The organism is Bradyrhizobium sp. TM239, from assembly GCF_036247985.1.
In the GTDB taxonomy this organism is placed as follows: Bacteria; Pseudomonadota; Alphaproteobacteria; order Rhizobiales; family Xanthobacteraceae; genus Bradyrhizobium; species Bradyrhizobium ottawaense.
The window spans coordinates 57,260-78,066 of sequence record NZ_BTIR01000021.1 but is presented as its reverse complement, the minus strand read 5'-3'; the positions used below and the strand labels follow the sequence as shown (position 1 = coordinate 78,066).

General features: G+C 64.5%; 19 protein-coding genes. 10 read left to right on the top strand and 9 right to left on the bottom strand.

The genetic code is table 11. The features are described 5' to 3' along the window. From AABA84_RS29240 to AABA84_RS29215, 6 genes are all read left to right on the top strand, one after another. Positions 1-882, top strand: coding sequence for an alpha/beta fold hydrolase (locus AABA84_RS29240; protein WP_338313887.1), 882 nt, complete (start codon positions 1-3; stop codon positions 880-882). 241 nt (positions 883-1,123) lie between these two features. Further along, positions 1,124-2,068: a metallophosphoesterase family protein gene (locus AABA84_RS29235; RefSeq protein ID WP_338313886.1), complete on the top strand. Its 945-nt coding sequence runs from the start codon at positions 1,124-1,126 to the stop codon at positions 2,066-2,068. Positions 2,069-2,082: 14 nt separating this feature from the next. Further along, positions 2,083-2,418, top strand: a complete 336-nt coding sequence (locus tag AABA84_RS29230; RefSeq protein WP_212251364.1) for a cupredoxin domain-containing protein — start codon at positions 2,083-2,085, stop codon at positions 2,416-2,418. 103 nt (positions 2,419-2,521) lie between these two features. Then, positions 2,522-3,073, top strand: coding sequence for a sigma-70 family RNA polymerase sigma factor (locus AABA84_RS29225; RefSeq protein WP_028143205.1), 552 nt, complete (start codon positions 2,522-2,524; stop codon positions 3,071-3,073). Further along, the gene (locus AABA84_RS29220; protein ID WP_338313885.1) at positions 3,070-3,828 is read left to right on the top strand and encodes an anti-sigma factor family protein; all 759 of its coding nucleotides are present in this window, start codon (positions 3,070-3,072) and stop codon (positions 3,826-3,828) included. The genes AABA84_RS29225 and AABA84_RS29220 overlap by 4 nt, the downstream gene beginning before the upstream one ends. Before the next feature lie 72 nt (positions 3,829-3,900). Beyond that, positions 3,901-4,509 (top strand): hypothetical protein, encoded by a 609-nt coding sequence (locus tag AABA84_RS29215; protein WP_338307602.1) that lies wholly within the window; start codon positions 3,901-3,903, stop codon positions 4,507-4,509. A gap of 107 nt (positions 4,510-4,616) precedes the next feature. On the opposite strand, the gene hpnO is transcribed toward AABA84_RS29215, so the two are convergent. Continuing rightward, entirely contained in the window at positions 4,617-6,008 is a 1,392-nt protein-coding gene (gene hpnO, locus AABA84_RS29210; RefSeq protein ID WP_212251358.1) for an aminobacteriohopanetriol synthase HpnO, read from the bottom strand. Positions 6,009-6,149: 141 nt separating this feature from the next. On the opposite strand from hpnO, the gene AABA84_RS29205 reads away from it, so the two are divergent. Further along, entirely contained in the window at positions 6,150-6,788 is a 639-nt protein-coding gene (locus AABA84_RS29205; protein WP_338313884.1) for a DUF2147 domain-containing protein, read from the top strand. Here AABA84_RS29205 and AABA84_RS29200 read toward each other — a convergent pair. Beyond that, on the bottom strand, positions 6,756-9,344 hold the full coding sequence (locus tag AABA84_RS29200; RefSeq protein WP_338313883.1) for an MMPL family transporter: 2,589 nt from the start codon (positions 9,342-9,344) through the stop codon (positions 6,756-6,758). The two genes, AABA84_RS29205 and AABA84_RS29200, sit on opposite strands and share 33 nt — an antisense overlap. A 463-nt stretch (positions 9,345-9,807) precedes the next feature. On the opposite strand from AABA84_RS29200, the gene ispH reads away from it, so the two are divergent. The 3 genes from ispH (at position 9,808) to AABA84_RS29185 (ending at position 13,959) form a co-directional block, all read left to right on the top strand. Continuing rightward, positions 9,808-10,734: a 4-hydroxy-3-methylbut-2-enyl diphosphate reductase gene (gene ispH, locus AABA84_RS29195; RefSeq protein WP_338313882.1), complete on the top strand. Its 927-nt coding sequence runs from the start codon at positions 9,808-9,810 to the stop codon at positions 10,732-10,734. A gap of 36 nt (positions 10,735-10,770) precedes the next feature. Further along, a complete protein-coding gene (hpnH, locus tag AABA84_RS29190) occupies positions 10,771-11,931 on the top strand; it encodes an adenosyl-hopene transferase HpnH (RefSeq protein ID WP_212251355.1) in 1,161 nt (386 codons plus the stop codon). 1,053 nt (positions 11,932-12,984) lie between these two features. Then, entirely contained in the window at positions 12,985-13,959 is a 975-nt protein-coding gene (locus AABA84_RS29185) for an alpha/beta hydrolase family protein (RefSeq protein WP_338313881.1), read from the top strand. Positions 13,960-14,037: 78 nt separating this feature from the next. Here the strand turns inward: AABA84_RS29185 and AABA84_RS29180 are convergent, their stop codons facing one another. The 7 genes from AABA84_RS29180 to hpnC form a co-directional block, all read right to left on the bottom strand. Then, complete coding sequence (locus AABA84_RS29180; protein WP_338307605.1) at positions 14,038-14,430, bottom strand: type II toxin-antitoxin system VapC family toxin; 393 nt, start codon at positions 14,428-14,430, stop codon at positions 14,038-14,040. Further along, on the bottom strand, positions 14,417-14,692 hold the full coding sequence (locus AABA84_RS29175; RefSeq protein WP_338313880.1) for an AbrB/MazE/SpoVT family DNA-binding domain-containing protein: 276 nt from the start codon (positions 14,690-14,692) through the stop codon (positions 14,417-14,419). Before AABA84_RS29175 ends, AABA84_RS29180 begins: the two co-directional genes overlap by 14 nt. 191 nt (positions 14,693-14,883) lie before the next feature. After that, entirely contained in the window at positions 14,884-15,633 is a 750-nt protein-coding gene (locus AABA84_RS29170) for a phosphorylase (RefSeq protein WP_212251351.1), read from the bottom strand. Continuing rightward, positions 15,630-17,612, bottom strand: coding sequence for a squalene--hopene cyclase (gene shc, locus AABA84_RS29165; protein ID WP_338313879.1), 1,983 nt, complete (start codon positions 17,610-17,612; stop codon positions 15,630-15,632). Before shc ends, AABA84_RS29170 begins: the two co-directional genes overlap by 4 nt. Positions 17,613-17,663: 51 nt before the next feature. Further along, positions 17,664-18,920, bottom strand: a complete 1,257-nt coding sequence (hpnE, locus tag AABA84_RS29160; RefSeq protein ID WP_338313878.1) for a hydroxysqualene dehydroxylase HpnE — start codon at positions 18,918-18,920, stop codon at positions 17,664-17,666. Further along, positions 18,920-19,759 carry a presqualene diphosphate synthase HpnD gene (gene hpnD / locus AABA84_RS29155; protein ID WP_338313877.1) on the bottom strand — a complete coding sequence of 280 codons (840 nt, stop codon included), beginning with the start codon at positions 19,757-19,759 and terminating at the stop codon, positions 18,920-18,922. Before hpnD ends, hpnE begins: the two co-directional genes overlap by 1 nt. After that, a complete protein-coding gene (gene hpnC, locus AABA84_RS29150) occupies positions 19,749-20,633 on the bottom strand; it encodes a squalene synthase HpnC (protein ID WP_212251347.1) in 885 nt (294 codons plus the stop codon). Before hpnC ends, hpnD begins: the two co-directional genes overlap by 11 nt. Positions 20,634-20,807 lie beyond the last annotated feature (174 nt).

Genomic DNA, 20,807 nt, shown 5'->3' with positions numbered 1-20,807 from the left:
ATGATCAATCCTCACCGCTTTTCAATCGGCCCCGCCGACGCAGCGATCGCCATGTTGCAATGGGGCGAAAGCGGCAAGCCGCCTGCCCTCCTCGTTCATGGCACCGGCTTCGTCGCCGACGTCTGGGACGAGGTCGCGCGCGAGCTTGCATCGACCCATACGGTCTATGCGCTCGACCGCCGCGGCCACGGCGCCAGCCACAAGCCCAGCGCCTATCATTTCCTGGACTATGCGGAGGATGTTTGCCGGGTGGTCGATGCGATCGGCCTGCGAGACGTCTACGGCATCGGCCACAGTGCGGGCGCGACCGATCTCCTGCTCGCGGCAAAGCTCTTGCCCGGACATTTCACGCGGCTGTTCGTGATGGAGCCGACGGTGATGGACCCGCGTGCCGCGCGTACCGGGGGATTGAACGACGAATCCGTCGCCCGTGTCCAGGGCACCTTGCGCCGGCGCGCTGAGTTCGAGAGTGCCGACGCCGTGTTCGCGCGCTACCGCGCCGCGCCGTCCTTTGCGGATTGGACCGAGACCTCACTGCAGGCATATGTGCGCCATGGCTTCACGACGCTTGACGATGGCCGGGTGCGGCTTTGCTGCACGCCGGAGATCGAGTCGGCGATCCTGCGTCCGATCTACGAAGCGATGGAGCAGGTTTACGTCGGCGATGCCCGCGGCAATCCGTTTGCAGGGCTCGCCGAGATCGACTGTCCCGTGCGCGTCACGACCGCCGCGAAGTCAGGCCCGATCTATTGGGAGATGGCGGCGCGCGCGGTGTCGCTGATCCCGAAGGTCAGCACGATGGTGTTCGAGGACGCCGGGCATTGTGTCGCGCAGGAAGTGCCGGCAGCCGTGGCGGAGGCTGTGCGAGAATTCGCGAAGTAGGTCTCGTGCCCGGACGCGGCGCAGCACGAAGTGGTGCGCTGCAGAGCCGGGGCCCATCTCACCGCGCACCGCGCAGCTTTCTGGGTCCCGGCTTTGCAACGCATCACCAAGAGGTGCTGCGTTGCGTCCGGGACACGAGACCGCGTCACCTCACGAAATCGTCATCACCTCCCGCGAATAAGTCCCCTCCTCCCCCAATCACCTCTCCGAAGCCCAATTCCGGGCGAAGCGGAGATACGCGATGAGCGGACACGATCATGGCGGCGACGGCGTCAGCCGCCGCAAGGTGTTGGAATGCATGACCTGGGCCGGCACCGGGGTGCTCTGGACGGTCACCGGCGGCGTGCCGCGCTCGCTCGGCATCATCGATTCCGCGCAGGCCGCGACTGCGGCGACGCCCGGCATGAGCTTCCTCCAGATCAGCGACAGCCATGTCGGCTTCGGCAAGCCGGCCAATCCCAATGCGCTCGGCACGCTGGAGGAGGCCGTGGGCAAAATCAACGCGATGCCGACCAAACCGTCCTTCATGATCCACACCGGCGACATCACGCATTTGTCCAAGGCCGCCGAGTTCGACAATGCCGAGCGCATCATCTCGCAGAGCAAGCTCGACGTGCACTACGTGCCGGGCGAACATGACTTCCTCGACGAGGAGGTGAAATTTTATCGCGAGCGTTACGGACGCGGCACCAAGGGCCAGGGCTGGTACTCGTTCGATGCCGGCGGCGTGCACTTCATCGGCCTCGTCAACGTCGTCGACCTCAAGGCTGGCGGCCTTGGCAATCTCGGCGCCGAGCAGCTCGCCTGGCTCCAGGACGATCTGCGCGGCAAGTCGAAATCGACGCCGATCGTACTGTTCGCGCACATCCCGCTCTGGACCGTCTATCCGGAATGGGGCTGGGGCACCGAAGACGGCGGCCGCGCGCTGGAGCAGGTGAAAGGCTTCGGTTCGGTTACCGTGCTGAACGGCCACATCCACCAGGTGATGCAGAAGGTCGAGGGTAACGTCACCTTCCACACCGCGCGCTCGACCGCCTTTCCGCAGCCAGCGCCGGGAGCTGCCCCCTCGCCTGGACCGATGAAGGTTGAGGACACAAAACTGCGGTCGATGCTCGGCGTTGCCAGCATCAACTTCAAGCAGAACGAGCAGCGGCTCGCGATCATCGACACGCCGCTCCAGGGCTAGGGTGGAAGCTGACAATGAAGACACTCAACCGCCGCGACTTCGGTGTCGACCTCGGTCTCGCTTTGGCCGCGGCCATCCTGCTGCCCGCAACAAGTGCGCGTGCCGACGACATGGACATTCATATCGACAATTTCGTGTTCCAGCCGGCCGAGCTCAAGATCAAGACCGGCACCACCGTGACCTGGACCAACCGGGACGACATTCCGCACACCATCGTGTCGGCCGGCAAGTTCAGGTCCAAGACCCTGGACACCGACGACAAGTTCTCGTTCACCTTCACCAACGCGGGCGACTACAAATATTTTTGTTCGCTGCACCCGCACATGACGGGGATGATCAAGGTTGAGTAACGTCTCCAACCAAGGCATCAACGTCTTGCCCGGCCGGTGGTCCCACGCCGGCCGGGCTCCTGCGTCTCCGGCGACATCAGGCGAAACGGCAAAGCGAGCGGCGATGCCACCGACAAGCGACGATCCAGACAAGGCCCGGCGTTTTCGCGAAGCGGCGCTGCCCCATCTCGACGACGTCTACACGCTCGCGCGCTATCTGCTGCGCGACGCCTCCGACGCGGAAGATGCGGTGCAGGAGTGCTATCTGCGCGCGCTGAAGCACTTCGACAGCTATCGCGGGCCGGCGATGAAGCCATGGCTGTTCGCGATCCTGCGCAATGTCTGCAACGCAGAATACGCCCGTCGTGCGCACAGGCCCAGCGCGTTCGAGGATACGCCCGGCGCCGCCGAGCAGACGCCGATCTGGCAGGAAAGCGAGGCGAGCCCGGAGACCGAAGTGCTGCGCAGCCGCGATGCCGGCGCCATCCGCAAGCTGATCGAGGCGCTCGCCGAACCGTTCAAGGAAACCTTCGTGCTGCGCGAGATCAACAACCTGTCCTATCGTGAAATCGCAGAAGCCGTCGGCGCGCCCATCGGCACCGTGATGTCCCGCCTCGCTCGCGCCCGTGCCCTGCTGCGCGCGGCCTGGACGGCGGAAGAGGAGCAAGCGAAATGACCTGCGACGAAGCAAGGATCATGCTTCACGCGCTGCTGGACGGCGAGCTCGACGCCGGCCATGCGCGCGAGGTCGAAGCCCATATCGCGGGCTGCCCCGGGTGCGCTGCGGAATTGGCCGCACAGCGCGAAATGCAGCGCGTGCTTGCCGACACCAATTTGCGCTACGTCGCGCCCACCAGCCTGCGCAACAAGATCGAGGCCTCGCTGCCGAAGCCCCAGCCGAGCCGCCGCTCCGTGCTGCGCGGCTTTGCGATGGGCTCGGCGGTTTCCGCGCTCGCGGCAACCGGAATCGTCGCCATCGTGCTGCGCCAGGACGACCAGCAGCGCATCCTCTCGGAGGTCGTCTCCGCGCATCTGCGCTCGCTGCAGGCCGGCCACCTCACCGACGTGGTCTCGACCGACCAGCACACCGTCAAGCCGTGGTTCAACGGCAAGCTCGACGTCGCCCCGCCCGTGATCGATCTCACCGCGCAGGGTTTTACGCTGGTCGGCGGCCGGCTCGACTATATCGACGCCCGCGCCATCGGCGCCGTCGTCTACAAGCGCCGCCAGCACGTCATCAACCTGTTCGTGGCACAGACCTCGAGCACCGAACACCGGCCGCCGAAGACCCAGACCATGCAGGGCTTCAACTGTCGCCGCTGGGGCAATCGCGGCCTGAACTTCTGGGCCGTCAGCGACGTCGGCGCCGACGAGCTCGCCGAGTTCGTCGACAAGTTCGAGGCGGCGATGAAGTCGAATGTGGAGGGGTAAGCTGCATTTGCTCATGAGGCGGCATCACAACTTTTGATTGCGACACCAGAGGAGCGCTGCTAATTCAGCGCTATGATGCGCTCTCTCTTTCTTGCCGCAGCCCTCGTCTGGACAATCGCCGCTCCCGGGCCGGCAGCAGCCCGCGACGGGCTCGCCACCACGATGCGAGCCGTCCTCTACGAGGAGGACCTGAGCAATCCCAAGGGCAATCGTGCAGAGGGACAGATCACTTGGCGGATAGAACCGACCACCGATCCCTCCGCTCCATCAGGCGACGTCACGATACGCGGCACGGTCGAGATACCGTCGCGAAACCTGCGAATGACGCTCTCGATCCGACGAAATTTCGACCCCGCCTTGCCCGCCACCCACACGGTCCAGATCGAAGTCGGGCCGGATTTCTCGGCTGGCAAGATCAAACAGGTTATGGGCCTTCTGATGAAGGCCAACGAGCAGGCCAAGGGTGCGCCCCTTGCAGCGTTGTCGGTAAAGGTCGACGACACGCATTTCCTGATCGGCCTGTCGGCCGTGCCGCAGGACGCTTCCAACAATTCGCTTCTGGTCCGAAGCAGAGCCTGGATGGACATCCCGGTCGTCTATGCAACGCAACGCCGCGCCATTCTCGCGGTCGAAAAGAACGGCGACGTCTTACCGATGTTCAATACGGTCTTTGCTCACTGAGCCGATGACGCGCAGCCCCCGGATCGAGCGCAGCGCAATCGAGACCGGTCTCGCCTGCTTTGAGAATCCCGGATTCTGCTTCGCTTCATCCGGGCTAGGGCATCGCCTTACGCCGACCGTCGCACCGCGTTGTCCACCAGCGTCTTGCCGAGCGACCAGATCGCGCCGGGCACCTTGTGGCTGCCGGCGATGACGTCGTCGAACGCCTTTTCGATCCAGCTGCAGTCTTCCTCGGTGATGGTGAGAGGCGGCAGCAGCTTGATGGTGTGGCTGCCGTGACCGGCGACTTGGGTCAGGATCTTGTGATCCTTGAACAGCGGCACGGTGATGAGCTGGCAGAACAGGCCCTTGTTGGCGGCCTCCAGCACGTTCCAGGAGGCGCGCAGCCGCAGCGATTTCGGCGGGCCGAACTCGACGCCGATCATCAGACCCTTGCCGCGCACTTCCTTCATCAGCTCATAGCCGGGCACCATGCGCGTCAGTGCGAGGCGCAGCTCGGCGCCGCGCTTGGCGGCAGACTCGATCAGCTTCTCGGACTCCATCACGTCCAGCGTAGCGATGCCCGCGGCCATCGCGAGGTCGTTCTTGGAGAAGGTGGAGCCGTGCACCACCGCGCGGTCCATCTGATTGAAGATCTTGTCGAAGATGGCCTTGCGCGTCAGCACCGCGCCGACAGGCACGTGACCGCCCGACAGCGACTTCGACAGCAGCACCATGTCGGGCTCGACGTTCCAGTGCTCGACCGCGAGGAAACGGCCGGTGCGGCCCATGCCGGTCTGGATTTCGTCGGCGACGAACAGCGTGCCGTATTTCTTGCAGAGCGCGGCCGCGCCCGGCAGGAACTCGTCGGTGGGCATGTTGACGCCCTTGCCCTGGATCGGCTCGACGACGAAGGCTGCGACCTCGCGCGAGGCCAGCGCCTTTTCCAGCGCGGCCAGATCGTTGAACGGGATCGAGGTGCAGCCCGGCAGCAGCGGCTCGAAGCCGGTGCGGAAGTTCGAATCACCCGTCAGCGACAGCGCGCCATAGGTCAGGCCGTGATAGCCGTGGGCGCAGTAGACGATGCCCGGGCGGCCGGTAGCGCCGCGCGCGAACTTGATCGCGGCTTCGACGCATTCGGCGCCGGAATTGGCGAAGAACGCCTTGTCCAGATAGGGGACATATTTCAGCAGCCGCTCGGCGAGCACGCCGGCGAGCACGGAGACGTCGAACTGGACGAGATTGGGCAAATCGGCATCGAGCACGCTCTTGAGCGCGTCGCGCATGACCGGATGATTGCGCCCGATCGCAAACACGCCAAAGCCGGACAGCAGGTCGAGATAGCGCGCGCCGTCGCGATCGTAGAGATACTGCCCTTGCCCCCTCTGGAAGCCGACATCGTAGCCGATGGTCTTCAGAACCCGGACGAACTGCTCGTTCAGATACCGATTATGCAGGGTGCTGCGCTGGGCCTGACGGTCCGCGAAAAGCTGAGACATGTCTGGATTTGGGCTGTGCATCCGTTACATACTTCGGTTGAGGGCCGTCTCGTCAACTGAAAAGGGACCGCTACTGAAAACGGTCTGTGCGGCCTTTTGCCCTTTTTCGGACCATCTTCGCAAGCACAGCTTTAGCCCATGTTGCACTGCCAAGGAACTATCATGCGTTTAGCCCTTTACACCGGACTAATACTGGCTGGCGGTTTCACCTGCCTGACCCCGGCGCTCGCCGCCGATCCCACCGGCGACTGGCGGGTTGCCGATGGCGTCGCCAACATTCGCGTCGCCCAATGCAATGGCAGCATGTGGGGCGCCGTTTCCTGGGAAAAGCAGCCCGGCGGCCGCGACGAGAACAATCCGGATGCCTCGAAAAAGACCAGGCCGACACTGGGCATGGCGACGTTGATCGACATGAAGAAGAAGCCCGGCGCCGATCAGTGGGAAGGGCAGGTCTACAACGCCAAGGACGGCCAGCTCTATAGCGCGACCATCACGCCGGCCGGTGCCGACCAGCTCGAAATCAAGGGCTGCGTGATGGGCTTCCTCTGCGGCGGCGAGACCTGGACGCGAGTCGGACCGCCGATCCCCTCGAGCACCGCCAATGCCATGGCCAAGGGCGCGCCCAAGTCCACCGGCGCGGCGCCGAAGGCCCAGGGCACGATGGGCGCTGCAGCGGCGCCTGCTCCGGTGGCGGGGGCCCCGAAGAGCGCCGCCACCCCCGCAAAGCCGGGTCAGAAAGCGGCCGCCGACCCAATCGGCGACATCTGCCTACTCCCTGAGATTGCGGGGTTTGCCCATTAGGGCCGGCTGGAACAGCAGCACGGCGGCAAGCGTCGTCACCAGCGAGAGTGCCAGCAGCTTGCCCATGCTGGACGTGCCGGGATGGCTCGACAGCCACAGGCTGCCGAACGCGGTCGCCGTCGTCAGCGCGCTGAAAAAGATCGCGCGTGTCAGGCTGGTCTGGAGCAGGTTTGTCCTGCCCGAGCGCCAGGCCACGACATAGTAGATCTTGAAGGCGACGCCGACGCCGAGCAGCAGCGGAAACGCGACGATGTTGGCGAAGTTGAGCGGCAGGCCGATCAACACGCAGATCTCGAGCGTCACCGCGCCGGCAACCAGGAGCGGCACCAGCGTCATCAGCACGTCGACGAAGCGGCGCAGCGTGATCCACAGCAAGAGGCCGATCACCAGCAGCGCGTAGATGCCGGCGTGGATGAACGCCCGCACCACGGTGTCGCCGGATTTCAGGATCGAGACCGGCCCGCCGATCGCGGTCGGCTCGGCGACGAGCACCGCCGCCGCAAATTTGCGCAGCGTGTCATTGTCGTTGGGATCGCCCTTGGGCAGCGCCTCGACGCGGATGATGCCGTCCTTGCTTTTCCAGGCGCTGACGAGATCGGATGGCAGTGAACTCAGGGTGACGGGCCCGGCCTGCATCGCGTTCCTGAGCTGGTCAAACACGACCTTCATCGGCGTGACGAACACGTCCTGCGCCTTGTTGCGCGTGGCCTCGTCGCCATTGGCGAGCTTTTCGAGCGCGTCTGCCAGACGGCGCGAGGCGATCGAGCCCGGCCCCTTCGCATCGCCCGCGGTCCGGCGCAGATTGTCGACCGAGGATTTCAGCGCCTCGACGTTTTCCTTGTCGGTCGGTGCCGCATCGATCTGGTCGGGATTGAGTGCGGGGTTCAGCACCTTGGCGCCCTGCGCGATCAGCTTCAGCTTCGGCGGCTGGTCCTGGGGCACGAAGCTATCGAGCGACATCACCCGCAGCACCTCAGGCACCTTCTCCAGCTTCGCCTCGACCTGCCTTGCCTGCTCCTCGGACGTGGTCATCACGTTGATGGCATTGGCGCCGGTGTTGGGGTCCTTGCGCAGGTCGAGGAAGGTCGCGATCGATTCGGCCTTCGGGTTGCGCAGGTTCATCGGGTTGAAGTCGAACTTCATGAAGTAGAGCAGCGGCAGGCCGGCGAGCGCCAGCAGCAGCGTGCCGCCCACGACGAGCACACGGTGCTTCTCCAGAAAGTGATCGAGCGGCGCCAGGAAGGCGTAGCCGACCGGCTCCTTCTCGCCGGGCGGGTTCAGCAGCTTCAGCATGGCCGGCAGAACGGTGATCGAGGAGAGGAACGCCACCAGCATGCCGACGCCGGCGATCTGGCCGAGCTCCGCGATGCCCTTGTAGTCGGTCGGCATGAAGCAAAGGAAGCCGGCCGCGGTCGCCATCGCCGCGAGCGACAGCGGCACCGCCGAGCGCTTCGCCGCCAGCACCAGCGCGCCCGAAAGGTCGTTGTGCTTGAAGCGCTCCGAGCGGTAGCGGACGCTGTACTGGATGCCGAAATCGACGCCGAGGCCGACGAAGAGCACAGCGAACGCGATCGACAGCAGGTTGAACGATCCGACCATCATCAGGCCGGCCGCGGTCGTCAGCGCGAGGCCGACGAAGAGATTGACGAACACCGCGAAGATGATCTTTGCCGAATGCAGCGCCAGCCACAGGATGAGCAGCACGACGAGAACCGTGCCGACGCCGTTGACGACGGCGCCCTCCTGAACCGTGGCGTATTCCTCGTTGGCGATCGGGATTGGGCCGGTCAGCCGCACCCGCGCCTGGTATTTGGTCGGAAAATCGAGATCGGCCGCGGCCTTGCGGATCGCGTCGGTGGCATCCTTGCCGGGCTCCAGCGCGTTGTAGTCGAGGATCGGCTTGAACTCGATGAAGGCGCGCTTGTCCGAATCCTTCAGCGGCTCGTCGCTGACGAGCTCGCGCCAGGAGAAGCTCGCATTGCCCTTGTTGAGCACGGTCTCGACCGTCTGGGCGATCAGGTTGAACGGACGCGCCGTGTTGTCGAGCTTGACCTGGCCACGCTTGACGCCCGCAAGTCCCGTCTCCAGCGCGCCGGTCAGGCCGCGGATCGAGGGATCGCCAGCCATGATCTCGATCAGGGGCGCTGCAGATTCGAACTGGCTGGTGATCTTGCCGACCTCTTCGGTCGGCAGGAACAGCAGTCCGTTCTTTTCGAAGAACTCGCCGCTGCCGAGTTGCTGCAGGGACTGGAAGTTGGTCTTGTCGTCCTTCAGCCGGGCATAGAGCGCGTCCGCCGCTGCGCTGGTCATCTCGGGGGTCCGGGCCTCGACCACAGCGAGGATCGTCTCGTTTTGATCGAACGCTTTGTCGAACTGCTGGTCACGCTTGCGCCAGTCGAGATTCTGGGAAATCAGCGAATTGATGTCGGTGTTGATGGCGAAGTGGTGCACAGCGTAATAGCCCGCTCCCACCGACAGCAGGAGCCCGAGAACGACGACGAGGGAGGCAAACCGGGTGCAGGCCCTGACGATGGCAACGACTACGCTTTGCAGCACTTCTTTTCTTTCTGCGGTTAACAGCTTGCCGGAAACGCCCGCTGTTTATCGGAGTTCCCGGGCGAAACCTATTGCTGTTTTGAGTGGCACTCGCCGCCAGAAGGTTCGAGGTAAACGGCGGAAGACCGTGGCAAAATCATGCGGGGCGGTCGGTATAGACGGGGAGTTGAGGCGGGAAAGTGACGAAGGGCTGGCCACTGATGTCGCTGACTTGCGCACTCCCAAGTTCTTACTATAATACCGCACAATTGGCCCGGCAGGGAACCCGGGTCCATTCGATCTTCCCTTACCGCCGATTTTTTGACACAAAGTATTGCGCCTCCATGCGCCGGTGCCCCGACGGGGGTGGGTGGCTACCGCGTGCGCGAACCAATGGTGCGGATATTGCAACGCGTTGGTCAGTATCGGGGTGCCGCCGGGAACTTGCGAAGCGGATTGGTGCAACTTGCGTGATGGACATCCAATGGAAGTTTATCTGGCGCAGCCGCGCGGCTTTTGCGCGGGCGTGGTGCGTGCGATCGAGATCGTGGAACGGGCGCTGGAGAAGTACGGCCCGCCCGTCTACGTGCGCCATGAGATCGTGCACAACAAATACGTCGTCGAGAGCCTGAAGAACAAAGGGGCAATCTTCGTCGAGGAGCTGTCCGAGGTCCCGCCGAAGGCCGTGACGGTCTTCAGCGCTCATGGCGTCGCCCGCAGCGTCGAGGAAGAGGCCGCCGCGCGCGACCTTCCCGTGCTCAATGCCACCTGCCCGCTGGTCACGAAAGTTCACAATCAGGGGAAGCGCTACATCACCAGGGGCCGCACGCTGATCCTGATCGGCCATGCCGGCCACCCCGAGGTCGAGGGCACGATGGGCCAGGTTCCCGCCCCCGTGGTGCTTGTGCAGAGCGTTCAAGAGGTTACGGCGCTGACCCTGCCGGCGGATACGCCAGTGGCCTACATTACCCAGACCACCCTGTCGGTCGACGACACCAAGGATATCATCGCGGCCCTTCAGACCCGCTTTACAGATATTCAAGGTCCGGATATCCGGGATATCTGCTATGCGACACAGAACCGCCAATCTGCGGTAAGGGACTTGAGCAAGCTGGTCGACGTGATCTTGGTGGTGGGCGCTGCCAATAGCTCGAATTCGAACCGGCTTCGCGAAATCGGCACCGAAGCCGGCGTCGCGAGTTATTTGATTGCCGACGGCAGCGAGCTCAATCCGGAGTGGTTGAAGAATGCCAGGACCGTCGGCATCACGGCCGGCGCTTCGGCGCCCGAGGTACTCGTGGATGACGTGATCGAAGCGATGCGGCGGATCGGACCGGTCAAGGTCCAGGTACTGCCGGGCCGCGAGGAAAACATCGAATTCCGGCTTCCGGCCCAATTGGCTGCTAGCTGACCCACCCGAATTCCAAGCCCAGAAAGAAACTTTGTAATGGCTATCCCCTTCTTCAAGGAAATGCGTATCGGCGCCTATCTGCTCAAGCAGAAAATGCTTGGCCGCAAACGCTATCCGCTCGTGCTGATGCTGGAGCCGCTGTTTCGTTGCAACCTCGCCTGCGTCGGCTGCGGCAAGATCGATTATCCGGATGCGATCCTCAACCGCCGCATGACCGCGCAGGAGTGCTGGGACGCGGCCGACGAGTGCGGCGCGCCGATGGTCGCCATTCCCGGCGGCGAGCCGCTGATCCACAAGGAGATCGGGGAGATCGTGCGCGGCCTCGTTGAGCGCAAGAAGTTCGTCTCGCTCTGCACCAACGCGCTGCTGCTCGAGAAGAAGCTCGATCTGTTCGAGCCCTCCCCTTACCTGTTCTTCTCCGTGCATCTCGACGGCCTGAAGGACCACCACGACAAGGCGGTGTCGCAGAAGGGCGTGTTCGACCGCGCCGTCTCCGCGATCAAGGCGGCCAAGGCGCGCGGCTTCACCGTCAACGTCAACGCCACCATCTTCGACGGCCATCCGGCCGAGGAGATCGCGAAATTCCTGGACCTCACCGTCGAGCTCGGTGTCGGCGTCTCGATGTCGCCGGGCTACGCCTATGAGCGCGCGCCGGACCAGGAGCACTTCCTCAACCGCACCAAGACCAAGAAGCTGTTCCGCGACGTCTTCGCGATGGGCAAGGGCAAGAAGTGGAACTTCATGCATTCCGGCCTGTTCCTGGACTTCCTCGCCGGCAACCAGGAATACGAGTGCACGCCGTGGGGCATGCCCGCGCGCAACATCTTCGGCTGGCAGAAGCCCTGCTATTTGCTCGGTGAAGGCTACGCAAAAACCTTCAAGGAGCTGATGGAGACCACCGACTGGGAGACCTACGGCACCGGTCGTTACGAGAAGTGCGCCGACTGCATGGCCCATTGCGGCTACGAGCCGACGGCGGCGACCGCTGCGCTCAACAACCCGATCAAGGCGATGTGGGTGTCGCTGCGCGGCATCAGGACCTCCGGTCCGATGGCGCCGGAGATCGACATGAGCAAGCAGCGCCCGGCGCAGTACATCTTCTCGGCGGAAGTGCAGAAGCGCCTGTCGGAGATCCGCAAGGACGAGGCCGACGCTGCACAGGCCAAGGCCGCGCAGAAGGCTTCGACCGCGGCGTAAGCGGACGCAATCAACTCTCACCACGAAGGCCCGGCCGCGATCGCGACCGGGCCTTCTCTTTATGTGGGTCGTTGTGCCGGCGGTCCGTGTCCCGGACGCGCTGCAGCGCTCTTTGCGCTGCTGCGCAGAGCCGGGACCCAGCAGCCGCGTGCCGTGTCGATGCATGGGCCCCGGCTCTGCAGCGCATCGTCGAAGGGACGCTGCGCTGCGTCCGGGGCACGAGAGGAGATCGAGTCATTCTCTCTCGCCGTCATTACGAGTGTGCGGCAGCAGCTTGCTCTTGCCGTTCGCGCTCTTCATCGCAGACACACCTTCGCATTCCCGCGGCTTCTTTCGCCCGAGTTGTGCTGATCGTCGCCGCCCTCAACTGGACCAGAGGGCGCAGGGAAGGCCGGGCGCCGGCGGCACCCGCGGTCCGCGTGCATCGAAAACGCACACGGGGTGGATCACAGGTGATGCCGGTCGCCCGGCCTTCCCTGCGCGGATGGTTTTAACGGTGTCCTTCGTGCTCTCCTCGGGGAGCGATGCACTATTGCCCCCGTCGTCTTCGCGGCTGATCGATGTGCGCACCCGGTCGGGCCGCGGCATCACCGCAAGACTTGACGCCAGCCTGCGGGCGTCAGGACCACACGACTTCTCCGTCCGCGGACGGCCTCGCCGAAAGCATCGGACGCTCGCGTGTGCTCGCCCCCGATATCCAGCGCGGCCGCTGTTACGGCGCCGTGTCGTATCGCGTCGCGCATGACTCACGGGTTGCCCGCCCTGTCATCGCCTTTCCGCGCCGGCGCTGCCGCGTCCACCGCACCCCGGCCCGCATCTCGTGACGATCGCGAAGCGCCCCTCTGGCAGGGCCGGGATGAGCGCTACATGCCACAAATCCGAAATTCTGAAAAGCGGAATATTTTTGCCGGAAGGGGTTGACGGGTGGTCTGGTGTTTTGCCCGACGGGTCATTTTGACAGCCGTTTGCTGCAGCCAATCGATGGGTTTCGCTTCGCTTTACCCATCCTACCATCTAAGATTGCAGCAGGTTTCAATTTTGGAGTCTTGGCCCTTGCGCGCCTCATTTCTCGTGCTCGCACTGCTGGTGGCGGGCATATCCGCGGAAGCAGATGCTCAGCCATTCAAGGCAAGCGTCACGCGCATCACGGTGCAGGACGCTATCCCGTTTGACGCATTGGTAGCGTATCCGACCGACGTGGCCGAACTATCCTTTCAGGATGGACCCTACATTGTTGCCGCTGGCCGTGACGCGCCCATCGCGCCCGGGGCACGTTTTCCGATTGTTCTTTTCTCGCATGGCGGAGGAGGAACGATCAAAACGGGAGGCACTCCGCTCCCCTATGCCGATCTTCTGACGTCGTTGGCGCGCGAAGGTTTTATCGTGGTGGCGCCTTTTCACCCAGGATCCAAGCTCCCTCGCGAAGCTCTCGAAGACCGCCCCCGCCAGATCCATAGGGCGCTCGATGCCGTATTGGCCGATCCACGCTTCGCAGCGCATGCCGATCCTAACCGCCTTGGCATGACGGGATTTTCTTACGGCGGTGCCGTCACGCTGATTATCGCGGGCGCAGCTCCCAGCCTGGCTCACTTGGCGGTCTACTGCCGAAACCGCACGAACGATCCGATGGCCTGCGACGGCATCCCAACCGACGGCTCTTTGGCCAACGCGGTCGGCAGGAGATCGCCGGATGCGCTCGCGGTGAAAGCGCTCGTCCTGTTGGAGCCATGGGGCTCCTTGTTCGATCGGACCGGATTGATGTCGCTCGACAGGCCGACTCTGCTCTATCGCGCGGAAAGCAGCGCTCTCCAGGCTGACGGCAACATCCTCGCTCTTGCGGAGGCATTGCCCCATCCGCCACGGCTAGAGACCGTACCAGGCGGCCATTTCATATTTTTCGGTCCATGCCCTCCGGCGCTGGAAGCGGACGCGCCCGCTGTGTGCAAGGATGCTCCGGGCATCGACCGGGCGGCAATCCATCGACGGATCAAGGTTGAAATTGGGGACTTCCTGCGCCGAAATCTATAGCGTCGCATCGGCGAGGATAAAATTACGGTGACAGTGCTGTCACCGTAATTCGAGCGATCAGTCGGACGATGGCCGCGACTACAGTGCTTCACGCACCCCTGCATGCCCCGCCGCTTTCGCCGCCTTGACGAGCTTGCGATCGAAGGTGACGAAAGCCTCGCAATGGCCGGATCTCGTCAGATGCAGGGCATCGGCGAAATCCATTCCCCTCTCGGCAAGGTCGAGCGCCGCCGCAACCGTCGCGCCGTCCTCGATCGTGACGGTCGGCAATCCCGCGAAGGCACGAAGCGCGTGCACGATGTCCGCAGTCCGATAGCCGTACGCGCTTCGCAGCACCCACTCGACTTCGAGGAGCACCGTGACGGCGGCGAAGACGTTCTCGCCATCGATCAAGGTGCGGGCACGTGGGGATTGGGTGGCGTGATCCCTGGTCAGGTAACGAACGATCAGGTTGGTATCAATCGCGATCATGCCGCCGCCTGGCTTCGGTCAGCACGCTTGCGTCCATCTCTTCGAGCGTTTTCGGCTTGCCTCGGTAAGCCAGGACCCCAAACACCTCTTCCGGTCGCGTCGCCTCAAAGGCCGGCGCCGGCTTCAGCAGGATGCCCTCCGAAGTCTCCTCGACGGTGAGCCGCGTTCCCGCCTTCCACTCCCGCCGTCGGCGGATGGAGCTGGGCAGAATGACCTGGCCTTTGGTGGAAACGATCGTCGTGAGCTTGTCCGTGGCGGCCATTGCCCGACCTTTCCGATGTAAGACAGATGTAAGATAATCGCAGACGGGCCCACGTTCAAGCTGTCAGGTCGCGTGCGGAGGCCGCATCGAGTAGATCCTCCGCCTGTGACGACGATCACGTGGTTCAAAAAAAGGAAAAGGCCCGGTCACCTGACCGGGCCTTTTCCTTATTCTCAACTCGACGACGCCGTTCAGGCCGCCTTGGACACCAGCGCCTCGCTCTCGATCAGCTCGGTACCGATCAGATAGTCCCGGCAGCCGCGCAAGGACCGCAGCGCGCGGTTGAAGTCGATGCCGGTCGAGACCAGCGCATGCAGGGTTGCGGGATTGCGCACGATGCCGCGCAGCACGGCGGCGAGGTCGATCTGGCCGTTCGGCTTGATGGCGGCGCGGGCGAGTGCCGGCAGGGCGCGGTGGGCGGGGTCGCTGATGACGCGGACCGCGGCAAAGGGCAGCCCGGCTTCAGTGGCGTAGGCGGCGGCGATGTGGCTTTCCATGTCGACGGCAGAGGCGCCGGTCTCCGAATGCAGCGCCGCCTTGCAGGCGCGCTTGGTGACCACTTCCTCGGCACCGGCGAGGCTGCCGCGCACCACGCGGCGGCGGCCCGAGGTCAGGCGGTCGATCAGATCGTCGCCGAGCGAGAGGCCGGCGGCCCAGCGGCTATCGCCGTCGAGCACCTCGGTCGCCAGCACGACGTCGCCGGAGCGCAGGCTCGGGTCGAGCCCGCCGGCCACGCCGAACGAGATCACGCCGCGAATCGTATTGGGATCCACCACGGTCAGGAGCGCCCGCAACTGGGTCGGGCTGCTGGATGAGCAGATGACGGCCATGCCGGGGCCGGCCGCGATGCGGGCCTCCTGCACCAATCCAGTCACGATCAAGATCGGCCGCGGATCAATGGCATTGCCCGCGGTAAGATAGTCCCCCGTCCCCAAAGTCACATTCCGACCCCTACCACCCTGCTGTTGGTGTTCCGCAAGTTCCGATACCGCGCCAGTGCCCACAACGGAAAGAACTTCGGGTAACCATGATACCGCAGATAGAACACGCGGGGGAAGCCTGTGGCGGTGTACCGCTGCTCGTCCCACAGTCCTTTTTTGTTCTGTGTTGCAATCAGGTACTCCACCCCGCGGGCGACGGCCGGGTGATCAACCTCGCCTGCCGCCATGAGGGCAAGCAAGGCCCATGCCGTTTGCGAGGCGGTCGAGGGGGCGGCTTCCCATCCCTTGTAGTCCAGCCGGTAGCTGACCGCGTCCTCGCCCCAGCCGCCGTCCTTGTTCTGGATCGAGGCCAGCCAGGCGGCAGCTTTGCGAATCATGGGGTCCTTGTGGGCGACGCCGGCCATGTTGAGGGCGCAGAGCACCGACCAGGTTCCATAGATGAAATTCATGCCCCAGCGGCCGTACCAGGAGCCCTCGGGGTGCTGGGTCTTCCTGAGATAGGCGACCCCATCAGCCACGTGCTTGCTCGTCTTCTCGGTCTCGCCGAGCTGAGCCAGCATCGAGATGCAGCGCGCCGTGACGTCCTCGGTCGGCGGGTCGAGCAGCGCGCCGTGGTCCGAGAACGGGATGTTGTTCAAATAGTATTCGAGATTGTTCACGTCGAAGGCGGCCCAGCCGCCATCGTCGCTCTGCATTCCCTCGATCCACTCCCGTCCCCGGTCGATCGCGACGTCGTAGCCGGTCGCACCGTGCTCCCGGCGCATGCGGTCCATCGACATCACCACCACGGCGGTGTCGTCGAGATCGGGGTAGTGGGCATTGTTGTACTGAAAGGCCCATCCGCCCGGACGCACGTCGGGCCGCTTCGCCGCCCAGTCGCCCTTCACCTCGAGCTCCTGCTTCGGGATCAGCCAGTCGAGGCCCTGCTTGGCCGCCGGCACCGCCTTGTCGCCGCCGGCTTCCAGCAGCGCATGCGCCGTCAGCGTCGTGTCCCACACCGGCGAGACGCAGGGCTGGCAATAGGCCTCGTCGTCGTGGATCACCAGCAGCTTGTCGATGCCCCGGCGCGTGATCGCGCGCGGCGGGAAATTCTCGTCCTTGCCGAGCGCGTCGTACATCATGACGATGTTGGCCATGGGCGGGTAGATCGCGCCCATGCCGTCCTCGCCGTTGAGCCGCTCCTCGGTGAAGGCGAGCGCCGCGTCGATCGCGCGCTTGCGCAAGGCCTTCGGGAACATCGGCTCGATCACGCGCAGAATCGCGTCGAGCGAGCGAAACAGCAGAAACCAGGCCATGCTCTGGTGCGGCGCCTTCGCGGTCATGCCGATCGAGCGCGGATCCTGCAGGAACAGCTCGTCGATGCCGACGCCCTTCGGGTTCTTCGCGCGCGGCTTGAGCGCTGCGAGCACCATCAACGGCACCATGGTGGTGCGCGCCCAGTACGAGATCTTGTTGAGGTGGAAGGGCGACCAGAACGGCAGCAGCACGATCTCGATCGGCAGCACCGGCACCGCGCGCCAGGTCACCACGCCGTACATCGCAAGCAGGAAGCGCGTGAAGACGTTGCTGTTGATCGCGCCGCCGCGCGCATGAATCGCCTCGCGCGCACGCACCATGTGGGGGGCGTCGACGCTATCGCCGATCATCTTCAGCGCGAAGTAAGCCTTCACGCTGGCGCTCATGTCGAACTCGCCGTCATGCACCAGCGGCCAGCCGCCATGGGCGCCCTGGATGCGGCGCAGGTAATTGGCGATCTTGGCTTCGAGCACGGTGTCGACCGGCTCGGCGAGATAATGGCGCAACAGGACGTATTCGGCCGGAATCGTGCAGTCGGCCTCGAGCTCGAACACCCAATGGCCGTCCGCCTGCTGGAAGCCGATGACGCCCTGCGTCGCCGATGCAATGCTCGATTCCAGGATGCCCGATTGCAAGATGCCCGATTGAGGGGCTTCGCGGCTGGTCGCTTTCACGGAATCCATCTCGCTCGATTGCTCCGATAGTCGATTGAAATTGGCCGGGAGGTCTGCCCGTCAGGGCCGCTTTGCGGCGAGAACCAGATCGGCGGCGCGATCACCGGATCGAACCGATCCCTCGATGGTTGCAGGCAATCCCGTAGCAGTCCAATCACCGGCAAGGAACAGGTTTTTCAGCGCAGTGACCGGCCCCGGACGCAGGGCATTCTGCGCCGGCGTCGCCGCAAATGTGGCACGGCGCTCGCGCACGATCTGCCAAGGGGGCAGTTCGCCGGAAACGCCGCCGGCCTTGCAGACGTCGTTCCAGATCGTCTGCGCGAGTTCCTCACGCGGCATGTCGACCAGACGGTCGCTGTTGCTGATGGTGACGGACAACCGGTTCGGGAACGCGAACAGCCACTCCACGACGCCGCCGATCACGCCGAGGATCGGCGCCGAAGCCGGCGGCGGTGTGATCCGGAAATGCGCATTCACGATGGCGCGATATTCGGTCGGCGTCTTCACGCCCGGCAGCAGGCTCGCAGCAGCCCGCGGCGGCACCGCCATCACGACCACGTCCCCCTCCCCGATCTGAACGACATCCTCGCCGCCGAAATTCAGCGCACTGGCCTTGCCGTCAGTGCTGGTGAAGGACCGCAGCTCATGGCCGAGCTGAACGGTGTGGCCGCGCTCCTGCAGGAACTTCACGGCCGGCTCGATCAGCACGGCGCTGAGACCGTCGCGTGCGATGAGGGGACGGCAGGCCTGTCCGCCGGCCAGCAGCGTCTCGCGCACGATGGCGCCGGCGAGGCCAGCCGAGCCCTCGGGCGGATCGACGTTGAGCGCCGCGAGCAGCAGCGGCTGCACCAGACGCTGATAGAGCACGCCTTCGCAAGGAATGGATTTGCCGACCAATGTGTCTTCCGACGCCCAGATCAGCGGCGCCAGCTTCAGATAATCGGTGAGGCCGGTGTCGGGCACGCGGCGGCTCTCGTCCAGCACCCAGGTCGGCAGCCGGCCGGTGCCGAGATCGATCTGCCAGCGCTGCCCGGTCTTGATGTCGACGAAGGGAAACTGCGCGCTGTCAGGGCCGACGAGGCCGGCCTCGCTGCCGATCGAACGCGCATAGGCGCGCGCATGGCTGTTGCCCGACAGCAGCAGATGATTGCCGTTGTCGATGGTGAGATTGGTGGCGCCGTCGAAATAGGAACGGCAACGGCCGCCGGCCTGCTGCGTCGCCTCGTGCACGGCGACCTTGAAGCCGGCATTGGCGAGCCGCACGGCGGCGGAGAGGCCGGAAATTCCGGCACCGATGATATGAGCTGTCTTTTGCATCAGATGAAAGCGTAGCGAAGCAGGATCAGGATACGTGTGACCTTCGACACACGCACCGGCTGGCGCGGCGCGTTGAAGCCGCGCGCAATCAGCAGATCCAGAATGGAATGATAGTATTTCGACATGATCCGCGGCGCGCGCACCGTGCGGCGCCTGTTGCGGTTCATGATCTCGTCCGACTTCTCGAAATACGCCTTGGCACGCTGCGCCAGCGGCAGGCAGACCTTCGGCAGCGCGCGCTCGGTGATCACGCGGTTCGGGTCATCGGAGGTGATGCCGGCATGCAGCAGCGCCTCGCGCGGCAGATAGAGCCGGCCGAGGCCGGCATCCTCGTCGATGTCGCGCAGGATATTGGTGAGCTGAAGCGCGCGGCCCAGATGATAGGCGAGCTGGATGCCGTCGTCCTCGGGCAGGCCGAACACCCGCACCGACAGCCGTCCCACCGCGCTGGCGACGCGATCGCAATACAGATCCAGCGTCGCCATGTCGGGCGCGCGGATGTCCTGCGGCACGTCCATCTCCATGCCGTCGACGATGGCGAGGAAATCCTCGCGCTTGAGACCGAAGGTCTTCACCGAGCCAACGTAGTCCTGCAGCCGCGGCGGCGGATTGCCCTGATAGAGCGCGTCGATGTCGTTGCGCCATTCCTGAAGCGCGGCGAGACGCTCCGCGCGCGGGCCGTCGGAATCGGCAATGTCGTCGACCTGGCGGCAGAAGCTGTAGATCTGGAACATCGCTTCGCGCTGGTCATGCGGCAGGATGCGCATCGCGGCGTAGAAGGAGCTGCCGGATGCGGTCGAGCCATAATTGGCGCCGGGCGAGGTCGCCTCAAGCGTCATGTGCAGTCCCCGGTCTGGAAATGGCCTTGCGTCCAATTGCGCGGCGGCCGGCCTCGCCGATCATTCCGGCAAGGCTGAAGACGAGCAGTTCGAATTTGTTGAGGTGCACCCGCTCGCGCAGGGGATCGCGCACCTTCAAGAGGCGCACGATGCGGTCGGCATAGGCCTGGATCACCGCGACGTCGACGCCGAGGCGGAAATCCCGGATCTCCGCAGCCAGCGACCTGCCCTCGTCGAGCAGCGCTTGGTTGCGAACGGCGAGCGCCTGCAGGCAGGCCAGCATCGCCGGCGGCGACTGCGAAAGCCCGAGCTGCTCGACGGAAGCACCGTGTGCTGCCAGCGCATCGCGCGGCAGATAGACGCGGTTGAGCTCGCGAAAATCCTTGCCGCAATCCTGCAGGTGATTGTTGATCTGCAAGCCTGCGCAGAGCGCATCCGAGGCGGCCCAGGTCGAGGTGCTCTCGCCGTGGACATCGAGCATGAAGCGGCCGACCGGCATCGCCGAGTAACGGCAATAGTGGATGACCTCGTCCCAGTTCTCGTAGCGCAGCTTGGTCACGTCCATGCGGAAGGCGATGAGCACGTCGAGCGCGTGGCGCGGCGCCATGCCGCGCTCGGCCAGTGCACGGCGCAAGGTGACGGCCTCGGCCTGGGTGTCGCCCTTGCCGAGCAGTTCCGCCTCGAGCAGGTCGAGATAAGCGAGCTTCTGATCGGGCGGCAGGGTCGCGTGATCGGCAATGTCGTCGGCGGTGCGGACGAAATTGTAATACGCCAGGATCAGGGCGCGATGACGCGGATGAATGATCCAGGACGCGACGGGAAAATTCTCGTCGCGGTCACCTTTACCGGATCGCAATTCGCTCGCAGAGGTCATCGAGGGCTGGTTTACAATCGTTTGGACAGGAAGGGCTTCTTCGCTCGCGCGGGCTCATGCCGGCGATCCGCCGCGGCCCCCATATAGGGGAATACGACCGCAAAACCAATCCTGTCTCTCGATGGCTGCCCTTTCGTGGATCGGGCCCGAAAAGGCGGCCCGGAGGCCGCCTTT